This window comes from Streptomyces sp. NPDC053076 (assembly GCF_044546845.1).
In the GTDB taxonomy this organism is placed as follows: domain Bacteria; phylum Actinomycetota; class Actinomycetes; order Streptomycetales; family Streptomycetaceae; genus Streptomyces.
Window position 1 is genome coordinate 225,319 of the sequence record NZ_JBITZL010000006.1, and the last position, 14,292, is coordinate 239,610.

Genomic DNA, 14,292 nt, shown 5'->3' on the forward strand with positions numbered 1-14,292 from the left:
ACTACGCCGTAGGTCCACCGCGCCGCACCCGCCCCGTCTCGGATCGGGGAGAGGGATGGCGCACCAGGAAACCCCGGCGAGAGAGGCCGAAGGCCAATTCATGACCATGACTGATCCGATCGCAGACATGCTTACGCGTCTGCGGAACGCGAACTCGGCATACCACGACTCCGTGACGATGCCGGCATCGAAGATCAAGTCTCACATCGCGGAGATCCTCCAGCAGGAGGGCTTCATCACGGGCTGGAAGGTCGAGGACGCCGAGGTCGGCAAGAACCTCGTTCTCGAGCTGAAGTTCGGCCCGAACCGTGAGCGCTCCATCGCGGGGATCAAGCGGATCTCCAAGCCCGGTCTCCGGGTGTACGCGAAGTCCACCAACCTGCCCAAGGTGCTGGGTGGCCTCGGCGTGGCGATCATCTCCACGTCGCACGGGCTCCTCACCGACAAGCAGGCCGGCAAGAAGGGCGTGGGTGGGGAAGTCCTCGCCTACGTCTGGTAACGGAAGGGAACGGAGGAAACAGCTATGTCGCGTATTGGCAAGCTCCCCATCACGGTTCCCGCCGGCGTGGACGTCACCATCGACGGCCGTACGGTCTCGGTCAAGGGCCCCAAGGGCACGCTGACCCACACCGTCGTTGCGCCGATCGACATCGTCAAGGGTGAGGACGGCGTTCTGAACGTCACTCGTCCGAACGACGAGCGTCAGAACAAGGCCCTCCACGGCCTGTCCCGCACGCTGGTGGCGAACATGATCACCGGCGTGACCCAGGGTTACGTGAAGAAGCTCGAGATCAGCGGTGTCGGTTACCGCGTGACGGCCAAGGGCTCGAACCTCGAGTTCGCGCTCGGCTACAGCCACCCGATCGTCGTCGAGGCGCCCGAGGGCATCACCTTCAAGGTGGAGACCCCGACCCGCTTCCAGGTCGAGGGCATCGACAAGCAGAAGGTCGGCGAGGTTGCGGCCAACATCCGCAAGCTGCGCAAGCCCGACCCGTACAAGGCCAAGGGCGTCAAGTACGAGGGCGAAGTCATCCGCCGCAAGGTCGGAAAGGCGGGTAAGTAAGCCATGGCATACGGGCAGAAGATCCTCAAGGGCGACGCCTACAAGCGCGCCGCGATCAAGCGCCGTCACATCCGGATCCGCAAGAACCTTTCCGGTACGGCGGAGCGTCCCCGTCTGGTCGTGACCCGCTCCAACCGCCACATCGTGGCGCAGGTGATCGACGACCTCAAGGGCCACACCCTGGCGTCCGCGTCCACCCTGGACGCGTCCGTCCGCGGTGGCGAGGGCGACAAGTCCTCGCAGGCCAAGCAGGTCGGCGCCCTGGTCGCCGAGCGTGCCAAGGCCGCCGGTGTCGAGGCTGTCGTGTTCGACCGTGGTGGCAACCAGTACGCCGGGCGCATCGCCGCCCTGGCGGACGCCGCCCGCGAAGCCGGGCTCAAGTTCTGAGCCTGCCGTAGCTAGCGGAAACAGAGAGAGGTAATTCCAATGGCTGGACCCCAGCGCCGCGGTGGCGGTGCCGGTGGCGGCGAGCGGCGGGACCGGAAGGGCCGTGACGGCGGCGCTGCTGCCGCCGAGAAGACCGCGTACGTTGAGCGCGTTGTCGCGATCAACCGCGTCGCCAAGGTTGTGAAGGGTGGTCGTCGCTTCAGCTTCACCGCGCTGGTCGTGGTGGGCGATGGTGACGGCACCGTGGGTGTCGGTTACGGCAAGGCCAAGGAGGTGCCGGCCGCCATCGCCAAGGGTGTTGAGGAGGCCAAGAAGCACTTCTTCAAGGTCCCCCGTATCCAGGGCACCATCCCGCACCCCATCCAGGGTGAGAAGGCTGCCGGCGTCGTGCTGCTCAAGCCCGCGTCCCCGGGTACCGGTGTTATCGCCGGTGGTCCGGTGCGTGCCGTGCTCGAGTGCGCCGGTATCCACGACGTGCTGTCGAAGTCGCTCGGCTCCGACAACGCGATCAACATCGTGCACGCGACCGTGGCGGCCCTGAAGGGCCTGCAGCGTCCCGAGGAGATCGCGGCCCGCCGTGGTCTGCCGCTCGAGGACGTCGCCCCCGCGGCTCTGCTGCGTGCACGTGCCGGGGCGGGTGCGTAATCATGGCGCAGCTGAAGATTACGCAGGTCAAGTCCTACATCGGCAGCAAGCAGAACCACCGCGACACCCTGCGCTCCCTTGGTCTCAAGGGCATCAACACGCAGGTCGTCAAGGAGGATCGTCCCGAGTTCCGCGGCATGGTGCACACCGTCCGCCACCTCGTGACGGTCGAGGAGGTCGACTGATCATGGCGGAGAACAACCCGCTCAAGATCCACAACCTCCGTCCCGCCCCGGGCGCCAAGACCGCCAAGACCCGTGTCGGTCGTGGTGAGGCGTCGAAGGGTAAGACGGCCGGTCGTGGTACCAAGGGCACCAAGGCCCGCTACCAGGTTCCGGAGCGCTTCGAGGGTGGCCAGATGCCGCTCCACATGCGTCTCCCGAAGCTGAAGGGTTTCAAGAACCCGTTCAAGACCGAGTTCCAGGTCGTGAACCTCGACAAGCTGGCCGCGCTCTACCCCGAGGGTGGCGAGGTCACGGTCGAGGGTCTGGTGGCCAAGGGTGCCGTTCGCAAGAACAGCCTCGTCAAGGTCCTCGGCCAGGGCGAGATCTCGGTGGCGCTGCAGGTGACGGTCGACGCCGTCTCCGGCTCCGCCAAGGAGAAGATCACCGCCGCCGGCGGTACGGTCACCGAGCTGGTCTGAGTCTTTCGGACTCCTCGATGACGTGAACGATCCCGACCGGGGATACCCCACAAAAGGGGTATCCCCGGTTGGTCGTTCCTAGGGCGGTGCTCTCGCCGGTAAGGTGGCTTGCACTGCCTACTTTCACCGGGCGTCCCCATGGGGCACCCTGAGCGGCAGTCGTCCGTTATCTATTCGTCGAACTTCAAGACCGTCACCCTTGACGCAGTCGCGCGGGGGTCGCAGGAGGCACCGTGCTCACCGCGTTCGCCCGGGCGTTCAAGACGCCCGACCTGCGCAAGAAGCTGCTCTTCACGCTGGCCATCATCGTCGTCTACCGGGTCGGTACTCACATCCCGATCCCCGGCGTCAACTACAAGGCCGTCCAGACGTGTGTCCGTGAGGCCTCCGGTAACCAGGGTCTGTTCGGGCTGGTCAACATGTTCAGCGGTGGTGCGCTGCTGCAGATTACGATCTTCGCGCTCGGGATCATGCCGTACATCACGGCCAGCATCATCCTGCAGCTGCTGACGGTCGTGATCCCGCGTCTGGAAGCGCTCAAGAAGGAGGGACAGGCCGGTACTGCCAAGATCACGCAGTACACCCGGTACCTGACCGTGGCGCTGGCCATCCTTCAGGGCACCGGCCTGGTGGCCACCGCCCGCAGCGGCGCCCTGTTCGGCACCTGCTCGGTGGCGAACCAGATCGTCCCCGACCCGGCGATCTTCACCACCATCACCATGGTCATCTGCATGACCGCGGGTACGGCCGTCGTGATGTGGCTCGGTGAGCTGATCACCGACCGCGGCATCGGCAACGGCATGTCGATCCTGATGTTCATCTCGATCGCCGCGACCTTCCCGTCCGCGCTGTGGGCCATCAAGAAGCAGGGCACCCTGGCCGGCGGCTGGATCGAGTTCGGCACCGTCATCGCGGTGGGCCTGATCATGGTCGCGCTGGTCGTCTTCGTCGAGCAGGCCCAGCGCCGCATTCCGGTGCAGTACGCGAAGCGCATGATCGGCCGCCGGTCCTACGGCGGTACGTCCACGTACATCCCGTTGAAGGTGAACCAGGCGGGTGTGATTCCCGTCATCTTCGCCTCTTCGCTGCTCTACATCCCGGCGCTCGTGGCGCAGTTCGCGGGAGGCAAATCGGGCTGGAAGACCTGGGTCGAGCAGAACCTCACCAAGGGCGACCACCCGATTTACATCGTTACGTACTTCTTGCTCATCGTTTTCTTCGCCTTCTTCTACGTCGCTATCTCCTTCAACCCCGAGGAAGTAGCCGACAACATGAAGAAGTATGGTGGCTTCATCCCGGGCATCCGGGCTGGCCGACCGACCGCTGAGTACCTGAGCTACGTGCTCAACCGGATCACCTGGCCGGGTTCGCTGTATCTGGGCCTGATCGCTCTCGTACCGACAATGGCGTTGGTGGGCTTTGGGGCAAGCCAGAACTTCCCCTTCGGCGGGACCAGCATCCTCATCATCGTGGGTGTCGGCCTCGAGACGGTGAAGCAGATCGAGAGCCAGCTCCAGCAGCGCAATTACGAAGGGTTCCTCCGCTGATGCGTATCGTCCTCGTCGGGCCGCCGGGTGCCGGTAAGGGAACGCAGGCCGTCCGGCTCGCAGAGAAGCTGGGCATTCCGCACATCTCCACGGGCGACCTGTTCCGCGCCAACATCAGTCGCCAGACGGAGCTGGGCAAGCTCGCGAAGTCCTACATGGACGCCGGCAACCTCGTCCCCGACGAGGTCACCATCGCGATGGCCAAGGACCGCATGGAGCAGCCGGACGCGGTGAACGGCTTCCTGCTGGACGGCTTCCCGCGGAACGTCTCGCAGGCGGAGGCGCTGGACCAGCTGCTGCAGTCCGAGGGCATCACGCTGGACGCCGTCCTGGATCTCGAGGTCCCCGAGGACGAGGTCGTCAAGCGGATCGCCGGCCGGCGTATCTGCCGCAACGACTCCTCGCACGTCTTCCACGTCACCTACAGCAAGCCGAAGCAGGAGGACGTCTGTGACGTCTGCGGCGGCGAGCTGTACCAGCGCGACGACGACTCCGAGGACACCGTGCGCAAGCGGCTGGAGGTCTACCACACGCAGACCGAGCCGATCATCGACTACTACAAGGCGCAGGGCCTGGTCGTGACGATCTCCGCCCTGGGTCCGGTGGACGAGATCACGCGGCGGGCGCTGGAGGCCCTCAAGCGCGAGAAGGCCGAGAAGTAGTTCCCGGTCCTTCCGGCCGCGGTGCCCTCCGGGGGCGCCGCGGCCGTACTGTTGTACAGGTATCCCAGTCGACGTGAGTGACGGAGAGCGCAGGCCCCCATGGTGCAGATCAAGACCCCCGAGCAGATCGCGAAGATGCGGGCGGCGGGCCTGGTCGTAGCCGCCATCCACGCGGCCACGCGGGAAGCCGCCGTCCCCGGCGCCACCACCAGGGATCTGGACGAGGTGGCCCGCAAGGTGCTCGCCGAGCACGGTGCGAAGTCGAACTTCCTGGGGTACGGCGGTTTCCCCGCCACCATCTGCACCTCCGTGAACGACGTCGTCGTCCACGGCATCCCCTCCGACGACGTCGTCCTCAAGGACGGCGACGTCATCTCCATCGACTGCGGCGCGATCGTCGACGGCTGGCACGGTGACGCCGCCTACACGGCCTTCGTGGGCTCCGGTCACGCCCCGGAGCTCATCGAGCTGTCCCGGGTGACCGAGGAGTCGATGTGGGCCGGCATCGCGGCCATGAAGCAGGGCAACCGCCTGGTCGACATCTCCCGGGCGATCGAGACCTACATCCGCCGCCAGCCGAAGCCGGGCGGCGGCAAGTACGGGATCATCGAGGACTACGGCGGCCACGGCATCGGCACCGAGATGCACATGGACCCGCACCTGCTGAACTACGTCGACCGCCGCCGCGGCAAGGGCCCCAAGCTGATCCCCGGCTTCTGCCTCGCCATCGAGCCGATGGTCTCCCTCGGCACCCCGAGGACCGAGGTGCTCTCCGACGACTGGACGGTCATCACGACCGACGGCACCTGGTCCTCCCACTGGGAACATTCGGTGGCCCTGACGGCGGAGGGCCCGCTGGTCCTGACGGCTCCGGACGGCGGCAGGGCCAAGCTCGCCGAGTACGGCATCACGGCCGCTCCCGACCCGCTGGCTTAGGGATCACTCCCTTGGGGCAGACTCTCTCGATTCGCCTTTCCAGGTGCGCCGACGTAGACTGACTCGTCGGCTCTCGTGCACCCGCATGTCTGCATGCGCTCGCACCTGCCCCTGTGGCAGGTAAGAGAGTCGATCAAGGTAGTCGATTCGAAGGGCGAAGCGTGGCCAAGAAGCAAGGTGCCATCGAGATCGAGGGCACTGTCGTCGAGTCTCTTCCGAACGCCATGTTCAAGGTCGAGCTCCAGAACGGCCACCAGGTCCTGGCACACATCAGCGGCAAGATGCGTATGCACTACATCCGCATCCTCCCTGACGACCGGGTCGTGGTGGAGCTGTCTCCGTACGACCTGACTCGTGGCCGGATCGTCTACCGGTACAAGTAGATCTTGCCCGCGCCCCGGGCCCGCCCGGAGCGATGGCACTGACCCGGAGAACCTCACCAATGAAGGTCAAGCCGAGCGTCAAGAAGATCTGCGACAAGTGCAGGGTGATCCGCCGTCACGGCCGGGTCATGGTCATCTGCGAGAACCCGCGCCACAAGCAGCGCCAGGGCTGACGCACGACCATCACCCTCTGCACCTCTATCGCAGAGTTTCGCGCGACGCGAGCTGAATATGTTCATACGCAGAACCCGAGCCAGGCGGCTCGACACCCCCGGTTCGGAGGCCGGGGACCCGGTTCGTACCTAGTACGGCGGCCGGGGCCCGGTTCTGTGGAAGACCTCCGAAGATTCACCAGGAGCCATTGAATGGCACGCGTTTCCGGTGTTGACATCCCGCGCGAAAAGCGCGTGGAGGTCGCCCTCACCTACGTGTTCGGCATCGGCCGGACCCTCTCGAAGGAGACGCTGGCTGCGACCGGCGTCGACCCGAACACCCGCGTCCGTGACCTGAGCGAAGAGCAGCTGGTCGCGATCCGCGAGTACGTCGACAACAACATCAAGACCGAGGGTGACCTCCGTCGCGAGATCCAGGCCGACATCCGCCGCAAGGTCGAGATCGGCTGCTACCAGGGTCTCCGTCACCGTCGCGGTCTGCCCGTCCGCGGTCAGCGCACCAGCACCAACGCTCGTACCCGCAAGGGCCCGCGTCGCGCCATCGCCGGCAAGAAGAAGCCGGGCAAGAAGTAGTCCGCAGCGGACCTCTGTCCACGGTCTTCGCTGTAGGACCGACCACCTCCCGTAGGAGTTAGTAGATGCCCCCCAAGGGACGTCAGGGCGCTGCCAAGAAGGTGCGCCGCAAGGAAAAGAAGAACGTCGCTCACGGCCACGCGCACATCAAGAGCACGTTCAACAACACGATCGTGTCGATCACGGACCCGTCCGGCAACGTGATCTCCTGGGCCTCCGCCGGCCACGTCGGCTTCAAGGGTTCCCGGAAGTCCACGCCGTTCGCCGCGCAGATGGCCGCCGAGTCGGCTGCCCGCCGCGCTCAGGAGCACGGCATGCGCAAGGTCGACGTGTTCGTCAAGGGCCCGGGTTCCGGTCGTGAGACCGCGATCCGCTCCCTGCAGGCCACGGGCCTCGAGGTCGGCTCCATCCAGGACGTCACCCCGACCCCGCACAACGGCTGCCGCCCGCCGAAGCGCCGCCGCGTCTGACGCACGGCTGCTTCACCGAGCAGTACAGGGGGTGTGGGGGTATTCCCCCGCACAGAGCGTCGGGCGGTACGGCTCTTTCGAGACGTGCCGCCCGTACCCTTGCAGTACCCGCATTTCTCACAGGTGCGGTTTCCGTCGGGCGTCAAATAGCGGGCGTCCACGAAAGAAGGATCTGATCCACACATGCTGATCGCTCAGCGTCCCTCGTTGACCGAAGAGGTCGTCGACGAGTTCCGCTCCCGGTTCGTGATCGAGCCGCTGGAGCCGGGCTTCGGCTACACCCTCGGCAACTCCCTCCGCCGTACCCTCCTGTCCTCGATCCCCGGCGCTGCTGTCACCAGCATCCGGATCGACGGCGTGCTGCACGAGTTCACCACCGTGCCGGGCGTCAAGGAGGACGTCACCGACCTGATCCTCAACATCAAGCAGCTGGTCGTCTCCTCGGAGCACGACGAGCCGGTCGTGATGTACCTGCGCAAGCAGGGCCCGGGTCTGGTCACCGCCGCCGACATCGCGCCCCCGGCCGGTGTCGAGGTGCATAACCCCGACCTCGTCCTCGCCACGCTCAACGGCAAGGGCAAGCTGGAGATGGAGCTGACCGTCGAGCGCGGTCGCGGCTACGTCTCCGCCGTGCAGAACAAGCAGGTGGGCCAGGAGATCGGCCGTATCCCGGTCGACTCCATCTACTCGCCGGTTCTCAAGGTCACCTACAAGGTCGAGGCCACGCGTGTCGAGCAGCGCACCGACTTCGACAAGCTGATCGTCGACGTCGAGACCAAGCAGGCCATGCGTCCCCGTGACGCCATGGCGTCGGCCGGTAAGACCCTGGTCGAGCTGTTCGGTCTGGCGCGTGAACTCAATATCGACGCCGAGGGCATCGACATGGGCCCGTCCCCCACGGACGCCGCCCTGGCCGCCGACCTCGCGCTGCCGATCGAGGAGCTGGAGCTCACGGTCCGCTCCTACAACTGCCTCAAGCGTGAGGGCATCCACTCCGTGGGTGAGCTCGTCGCCCGCTCGGAGGCCGACCTTCTCGACATCCGCAACTTCGGTGCCAAGTCGATCGACGAGGTCAAGGCGAAGCTGGCCGGCATGGGCCTGGCCCTCAAGGACAGCCCGCCCGGATTCGACCCGACCGCCGCCGCCGACGCCTTCGGTGCCGACGACGACGCGGACGCCGGTTTCGTGGAGACCGAGCAGTACTGAGCGCTCCGCGGGGAGGCCGTACTGCGTCTGCGCACCGGCTGTGGCCGGTCGCGCAGGTCCCCGCGCCCCTTCCAGGCCCCTTCGGGGGCCTGGATCTCCGACGGGCGACCGCCTGCTCGGATACTGACTCCGGTACCTGATACGGCCGGGGCAGACACCTAGGAGAATCACTATGCCGAGGCCCACCAAGGGTGCCCGTCTGGGCGGCAGCGCCGCGCACGAGAAGCTCCTCCTCGCGAACCTCGCGAAGAGCCTTTTCGAGCACGGTCGTATCACCACCACCGAGGCGAAGGCGCGCAAGCTGCGTCCGTACGCCGAGCGTCTGGTCACCAAGGCGAAGAAGGGCGACCTTCACAACCGCCGTCAGGTGCTCCAGGTCATCACGGACAAGAGCATCGTCCACACGCTCTTCACCGAGATCGGCCCGCGGTACGAGAACCGTCCCGGTGGCTACACCCGCATCACCAAGATCGGTAACCGCCGTGGCGACAACGCGCCCATGGCCGTCATCGAGCTGGTCGAGGCGCTGACGGTGCAGCAGAACGCCGTGGGCGAGGCCGAGGCCGCCACCAAGCGTGCGGTCAAGGAGTCCGACGAGGCCAAGGCCGAGGAGACCAAGGTCGAGGAGACCGAGGCCGCCGAGGCTCCCGCCGAGGAGTCGAAGGACGCGTAAGCGTTCTGCCGGGGGCTGTGCGTCGGCGGCTGCGGCTCAGCCGCGGTCGCGCGCGCGGTTCCCCGCGCCCCTTGAGGGCGTTGCGGGCCCGTTCCTGTCGCAGGAGCGGGCCCGCTTTCGTGCACCTGAGAGGATCTCCCTGTGAGTGATGAAGCAGCACCCGGTCACGTACGCATCCGCCTCGACCTCTCCTACGACGGCACCGACTTCCACGGCTGGGCCAAGCAGGCCGGCGGCAGGCGGACCGTGCAGGGGGAGATCGAGGACGCCCTGCGCACGGTGACACGGTCGAAGGAGACGTACGAGCTGACCGTGGCCGGGCGTACCGACGCCGGGGTGCACGCGCGGGGGCAGGTGGCCCATGTGGATCTGCCCGTCGAGCTGTGGGCGGAGCACCAGGAGAAGCTGCTCAAGCGGCTCGCCGGGCGGCTGCCGAAGGACGTGCGGGTGTGGCGGCTCACCGAGGCGCCGGCCGGCTTCAACGCCCGGTTCTCGGCGATCTGGCGGCGCTACGCGTACCGCGTCACCGACGACCCCGGCGGGGTGGACCCGCTGCTGCGCGGGCATGTGCTCTGGCACGACTGGCCGCTCGACGTGGACGCCATGAACGAGGCCGCCCGGGCGCTGCTCGGGGAGCACGACTTCGCCGCCTACTGCAAGAGGCGGGAGGGGGCGACCACGATCCGCACGCTCCAGGAGCTGAGCCTGGTCCGGGGCGGTGACGGGGTCATCACCGCCACCGTCCGCGCCGACGCCTTCTGCCACAACATGGTGCGGTCGCTGATCGGCGCGCTGCTGTTCGTCGGGGACGGGCACCGCGGACCGCAGTGGCCCGGGAAGGTGCTGGCCGCGGGGGTCCGGGACTCCGCCGTGCACGTCGTACGGCCGCACGGGCTGACCCTGGAGCAGGTCGGCTACCCCGCCGACGAGCTGCTGGCGGCCCGGAACAAGGAGGCGCGGAACAAGCGCTCGCTTCCTCTGGCGTCGGGCTGCGCCACCTGTTAGGGCCGCCCCCCGCCGGCTGCTGGTCGGGGCCGCCCCTCAATGCTGGTCGCGGCCGCCCGTCCCGCGGGGCGGCCCCGTGCCCTCCCGCTACTGGCCGGCCGCGGCGGATGCCTGGGCCTGTCCGCGGCGGTAGATCTGGTTGACGGTGAACTGCGCCAGGTCGTTGCCGACGTCGAAGACCTTGGTGTCCTGCTTGGTGACGTCCTTGCCGGTGGTGAAGCCGGAGACCGTGAAGTAGGCGTAGCGGCCGTAGGCGTTCCGCGTGGAGCGGCAGAACGCGCCGTCGCAGAAGGGCTTGACGCTCTTGCCGAACAGGGAGCGCACGATGCTCCTGTCGTCGGTCTGGGCCTTGGCCTTGGTCGCCTGGGCCGCGGTGTCGAAGACGGCGACGCCGACGGTGACAGCGATGTCACCCTTGGTGTAGGTGGCGCGCATCAGGCGGGTGCAGTCGTTGGCGGTGAGGGCCTTGGGCAGAGTGCCGCCGGCGGCGGTGGCGCAGCTCTTGGTGTCGGCCGTCGGGCCCTTCTTGTACACGGTGTCGCCCACGGTCAGCTGGGTGCCCGGGAACAGGGTGCCCGGGCTGAGCGGGGCGGTGTCCTTCTTGGCGCTGGAGATGAAGTCCTTGGGGTCCAGTGGCGGCGGGGCGCTGGTGGGCGCGAAGGACGGCGTCGCGGTGGCGGAGCCCGGCAGCGAGGCGCTGGCGGGCAGGTCGCTGGGCGCGGCCTGTGGATCGCCGCCGTTCGCGGAGACGACGGCCATCGCGACCGCGGTGCCTATCGCGACCGTGGCGAGCGCGCCGCCGGCCAGGAACAGCAGCTTGCGGCGCTTGTTCCGCGTCTCCGATGCCTCGGCGAGCGCGGCCCAGTCAGGAGACCCGTCGTCGGCTCCGCCGCTCCAGGGCTGCTGGGAATTCGGTTTCCAGGGATCCCACTGCGACTGGGGTCCCCCCTGCCCGTAACTCATGGGGCGCATCTTAGACGGGGGGTGGAGTGTGCAGGGCCGCGTCCGGCGGCATGCCTTGTTTGTCCGTCGACATGAGGGGGAAGAGCCTCGTTTTGACCCGTCCGGGCCCCTACAGGTAACCTGCTTCTTCGTTGTGTATTGGCTTGCTCATTCTCACGGGACGGGCCCTTACACCGGTCCACCGGGCCGATGACCAGCGATCAGCACGCGGTTGCGTCACCGCGGTGCGGTCAGGGCTGTCGTGATCGTTTCGGTGACCTGTTCAGGACCATTCACTCGAAGCGAAGGCTACGAACCGTGCGTACGTACAGCCCCAAGCCCGGCGATGTGACGCGCCAGTGGCACGTCATCGACGCTCAGGACGTTGTCCTGGGCCGTCTCGCCACCACTGCTGCCACCCTCCTGCGGGGCAAGCACAAGCCGATCTACGCGCCGCACGTCGACGCTGGTGACTTCGTCATCATCATCAACGCCGACAAGGTGCACCTGTCCGGCAACAAGCGGACCCAGAAGATGGCGTACCGCCACTCCGGCTACCCGGGTGGTCTGCGCTCCGTCCGCTACGACGAGCTGCTCGACAAGAACCCCGAGAAGGCCATCGAGAAGGCCGTCAAGGGCATGCTCCCCAAGAACACGCTGGGCCGTCAGATGCTCTCGAAGCTGAAGGTCTACAAGGGTGACCAGCACCCGCACGCTGCCCAGCAGCCGGTGCCGTTCGAGATCACCCAGGTCGCGCAGTAAGTCCGGCCACCCCCTAAGACTGAACAGAATCTGAGGAGAATCGTGGCCGAGACCACTGCCGAGCAGCCGATCGAAGAGATCGACATCGAGAGCTACACCACCGAGTCCGAGGTCCCCGTCGAGGGCGAGTACACCTCGGAGTCGATGGCGTCCCGTTTCGGCGAGCCCCAGCCGGCCGCCGGCCTGGGCCGCCGCAAGAACGCCATCGCCCGTGTCCGGATCGTCCCGGGCACCGGCAAGTGGAAGATCAACGGTCGCACCCTTGAGGACTACTTCCCGAACAAGGTGCACCAGCAGGAAGTCAACGAGCCCTTCAAGGTGCTCGAGCTCGAGGGCCGTTACGACGTCATCGCCCGCATCGCGGGTGGCGGTGTCTCCGGTCAGGCCGGTGCGCTCCGTCTCGGTGTCGCCCGTGCGCTGAACGAGGCCGACGTCGACAACAACCGTGGCCCGCTGAAGAAGGCCGGCTTCCTCAAGCGCGACGACCGTGCGGTCGAGCGCAAGAAGGCCGGTCTGAAGAAGGCCCGCAAGGCTCCGCAGTACAGCAAGCGCTAAGCTTCGCTGCCTGCTCGTACGCGGTACGGGCTTCGGCCCCGCGTACTCCGAACGCCCCGGCGGCACGCCACATGTGCCCCCGGGGCGTTCGTTTATCCCAGCCAAGGGCGTATAACGACACAAGACGCTCAAAGGCTTGTGTGATCGGATGCGGGGGCGTCCGCCACCCGACGCGGCGCCCGTCCGCTTCCGACATCGATGCTTCCTCAGGAGGACAAGTGGGACGACTCTTCGGCACGGACGGCGTGCGCGGTGTCGCCAATGCGGATCTGACGGCCGAGATGGTGCTCGGCCTCTCCGTCGCCGCGGCACACGTGCTGGCCGAGGCGGGCACCTTCGAGGGCCACAAGCCGACGGCCGTGGTCGGGCGGGACCCGCGTGCCTCCGGGGAGTTCCTGGAGGCCGCGGTGGTGGCCGGCCTGGCCAGCGCGGGCGTGGACGTCCTGCTCGTCGGCGTGCTGCCGACGCCCGCGGTGGCGCACCTGACCGGCGCACTCGGCGCCGACCTCGGTGTGATGCTCTCCGCCAGCCACAACGCCATGCCGGACAACGGCATCAAGTTCTTCGCCCGCGGCGGCCACAAACTCGCCGACGAGCTGGAGGACCGGATCGAGGCGGTGTACGAGTCGCACCGGCACGGCGAGCCGTGGCAGCGGCCGACGGGTGCCGGCGTCGGCCGCGTCCGGTCGTACGGCGAGGGCTTCGAGCAGTACGTCGCCCATCTGCTGTCGGTGCTCCCCAACCGGCTCGACGGCCTGAAGATCGTCCTGGACGAAGCGCACGGCGCGGCCTCGGGGGTCTCGCCGGAGGTGTTCGCACGGGCGGGCGCCCAGGTCGTCACGATCGGTGCCGAGCCGGACGGGCTCAACATCAACGACGGTTGCGGCTCGACCCACCTCGGCAAGGTGAAGGCCGCCGTCGTCGAGCACGGCGCGGACTTCGGCATCGCGCACGACGGTGACGCCGACCGCTGCCTGGCCGTGGACCACACCGGTGAGGAGGTCGACGGCGACCAGATCCTCGCCGTGCTCGCGCTGGCCATGCGGGAGCGCTCCGAGCTGCGCGCCGACACGGTCGTCGCCACGGTGATGTCGAACCTGGGCTTCAAGCTGGCGATGGAGAAGGCCGGGATCCAGCTGGTGCAGACGGCCGTCGGTGACCGGTACGTCCTGGAGGAGATGAAGGAGCACGGGTACGCCCTCGGCGGCGAGCAGTCCGGGCACGTGATCATCCTCGACCACGCGACGACCGGCGACGGCACGCTGACCGGGCTGCTGCTGGCGGCGCGGGTCGCCGAGACCGGCCGGACGCTGCGCGAGCTCGCCTCCGTCATGGAGCGGCTGCCGCAGGTGCTGATCAACGTGCCGGACGTGGACAGGTCGCGGGTGAAGACGTCCGCGGATCTCGCCGCCGCGGTCTCCGAGGCCGAGCGGGAGCTGGGGGACACCGGGCGGGTGCTGCTGCGTCCCTCGGGGACCGAGCCGCTGGTGCGGGTGATGGTCGAGGCCGCGGACATCGAGCAGGCCCGTGCGGTCGCCGGGCGGCTCGCCGACGCGGTGAAGTCGGCCCTCGGATAGTTCCGGACAGCTCCGGTTCCGGGAGGGCGGGGACCGCACGTCGCGGGCCGCCGGTCGGTCGTGACCGGTCGCGAGGTTCCCCGCGCTCCC

General features: G+C 67.6%; 20 protein-coding genes. 19 read left to right on the plus strand and 1 reads right to left on the minus strand.

The annotated features are described in order from the left end of the window. Positions 1 to 100 precede the first annotated feature (100 nt). From rpsH to truA, 16 genes are all read left to right on the plus strand, one after another. Positions 101 to 499: a 30S ribosomal protein S8 gene (rpsH, locus tag ACIGYR_RS25005; protein WP_007384075.1), complete on the plus strand. Its 399-nt coding sequence runs from the start codon at positions 101 to 103 to the stop codon at positions 497 to 499. A 24-nt stretch (positions 500 to 523) separates the two neighbouring features. Then, the gene (gene rplF, locus ACIGYR_RS25010) at positions 524 to 1,063 is read left to right on the plus strand and encodes a 50S ribosomal protein L6 (RefSeq protein WP_067299853.1); all 540 of its coding nucleotides are present in this window, start codon (positions 524 to 526) and stop codon (positions 1,061 to 1,063) included. A 3-nt stretch (positions 1,064 to 1,066) separates the two neighbouring features. Next, a complete protein-coding gene (rplR, locus tag ACIGYR_RS25015; RefSeq protein ID WP_073901437.1) occupies positions 1,067 to 1,450 on the plus strand; it encodes a 50S ribosomal protein L18 in 384 nt (127 codons plus the stop codon). Positions 1,451 to 1,489: 39 nt separating this feature from the next. After that, the gene (gene rpsE / locus ACIGYR_RS25020) at positions 1,490 to 2,095 is read left to right on the plus strand and encodes a 30S ribosomal protein S5 (protein WP_003992370.1); all 606 of its coding nucleotides are present in this window, start codon (positions 1,490 to 1,492) and stop codon (positions 2,093 to 2,095) included. Positions 2,096 to 2,097: 2 nt separating this feature from the next. Next, positions 2,098 to 2,280 carry a 50S ribosomal protein L30 gene (gene rpmD / locus ACIGYR_RS25025; protein ID WP_003974250.1) on the plus strand — a complete coding sequence of 61 codons (183 nt, stop codon included), beginning with the start codon at positions 2,098 to 2,100 and terminating at the stop codon, positions 2,278 to 2,280. Positions 2,281 to 2,282: 2 nt separating this feature from the next. After that, positions 2,283 to 2,738, plus strand: coding sequence for a 50S ribosomal protein L15 (rplO, locus tag ACIGYR_RS25030; RefSeq protein ID WP_003974249.1), 456 nt, complete (start codon positions 2,283 to 2,285; stop codon positions 2,736 to 2,738). A 233-nt stretch (positions 2,739 to 2,971) separates the two neighbouring features. Further along, on the plus strand, positions 2,972 to 4,285 hold the full coding sequence (gene secY, locus ACIGYR_RS25035) for a preprotein translocase subunit SecY (RefSeq protein ID WP_391839812.1): 1,314 nt from the start codon (positions 2,972 to 2,974) through the stop codon (positions 4,283 to 4,285). Next, positions 4,285 to 4,947 carry an adenylate kinase gene (locus ACIGYR_RS25040; protein WP_391839814.1) on the plus strand — a complete coding sequence of 221 codons (663 nt, stop codon included), beginning with the start codon at positions 4,285 to 4,287 and terminating at the stop codon, positions 4,945 to 4,947. Before secY ends, ACIGYR_RS25040 begins: the two co-directional genes overlap by 1 nt. A gap of 99 nt (positions 4,948 to 5,046) precedes the next feature. After that, positions 5,047 to 5,883 (plus strand): type I methionyl aminopeptidase, encoded by an 837-nt coding sequence (map, locus tag ACIGYR_RS25045; protein ID WP_399596916.1) that lies wholly within the window; start codon positions 5,047 to 5,049, stop codon positions 5,881 to 5,883. A 161-nt stretch (positions 5,884 to 6,044) separates the two neighbouring features. Then, on the plus strand, positions 6,045 to 6,266 hold the full coding sequence (infA, locus tag ACIGYR_RS25050) for a translation initiation factor IF-1 (RefSeq protein ID WP_003948620.1): 222 nt from the start codon (positions 6,045 to 6,047) through the stop codon (positions 6,264 to 6,266). Positions 6,267 to 6,325: 59 nt separating this feature from the next. Further along, positions 6,326 to 6,439 carry a 50S ribosomal protein L36 gene (rpmJ, locus tag ACIGYR_RS25055; RefSeq protein WP_003998809.1) on the plus strand — a complete coding sequence of 38 codons (114 nt, stop codon included), beginning with the start codon at positions 6,326 to 6,328 and terminating at the stop codon, positions 6,437 to 6,439. Positions 6,440 to 6,631: 192 nt separating this feature from the next. Beyond that, a complete protein-coding gene (rpsM, locus tag ACIGYR_RS25060) occupies positions 6,632 to 7,012 on the plus strand; it encodes a 30S ribosomal protein S13 (protein WP_009300593.1) in 381 nt (126 codons plus the stop codon). Positions 7,013 to 7,077: 65 nt separating this feature from the next. Then, entirely contained in the window at positions 7,078 to 7,482 is a 405-nt protein-coding gene (rpsK, locus tag ACIGYR_RS25065; protein ID WP_003956432.1) for a 30S ribosomal protein S11, read from the plus strand. Between the two features lie 183 nt (positions 7,483 to 7,665). Beyond that, the gene (locus ACIGYR_RS25070) at positions 7,666 to 8,688 is read left to right on the plus strand and encodes a DNA-directed RNA polymerase subunit alpha (RefSeq protein WP_003966937.1); all 1,023 of its coding nucleotides are present in this window, start codon (positions 7,666 to 7,668) and stop codon (positions 8,686 to 8,688) included. 172 nt (positions 8,689 to 8,860) lie between these two features. Beyond that, a complete protein-coding gene (rplQ, locus tag ACIGYR_RS25075) occupies positions 8,861 to 9,361 on the plus strand; it encodes a 50S ribosomal protein L17 (protein ID WP_391839818.1) in 501 nt (166 codons plus the stop codon). Between the two features lie 141 nt (positions 9,362 to 9,502). After that, positions 9,503 to 10,366, plus strand: a complete 864-nt coding sequence (gene truA, locus ACIGYR_RS25080) for a tRNA pseudouridine(38-40) synthase TruA (protein ID WP_399596924.1) — start codon at positions 9,503 to 9,505, stop codon at positions 10,364 to 10,366. Between the two features lie 87 nt (positions 10,367 to 10,453). Here truA and ACIGYR_RS25085 read toward each other — a convergent pair whose 3' ends face one another. Then, positions 10,454 to 11,329 (minus strand): hypothetical protein, encoded by an 876-nt coding sequence (locus tag ACIGYR_RS25085; protein ID WP_391839822.1) that lies wholly within the window; start codon positions 11,327 to 11,329, stop codon positions 10,454 to 10,456. A 297-nt stretch (positions 11,330 to 11,626) separates the two neighbouring features. On the opposite strand from ACIGYR_RS25085, the gene rplM reads away from it, so the two are divergent. The 3 genes from rplM to glmM all read left to right on the plus strand — a co-directional run bounded on the left by rplM (position 11,627) and on the right by glmM (position 14,202). Beyond that, positions 11,627 to 12,070: a 50S ribosomal protein L13 gene (rplM, locus tag ACIGYR_RS25090; RefSeq protein ID WP_030345455.1), complete on the plus strand. Its 444-nt coding sequence runs from the start codon at positions 11,627 to 11,629 to the stop codon at positions 12,068 to 12,070. Between the two features lie 42 nt (positions 12,071 to 12,112). After that, positions 12,113 to 12,625 (plus strand): 30S ribosomal protein S9, encoded by a 513-nt coding sequence (gene rpsI / locus ACIGYR_RS25095; protein WP_161162943.1) that lies wholly within the window; start codon positions 12,113 to 12,115, stop codon positions 12,623 to 12,625. Between the two features lie 218 nt (positions 12,626 to 12,843). Further along, positions 12,844 to 14,202 carry a phosphoglucosamine mutase gene (gene glmM, locus ACIGYR_RS25100; protein WP_391839825.1) on the plus strand — a complete coding sequence of 453 codons (1,359 nt, stop codon included), beginning with the start codon at positions 12,844 to 12,846 and terminating at the stop codon, positions 14,200 to 14,202. Positions 14,203 to 14,292: the final 90 nt, after the last annotated feature.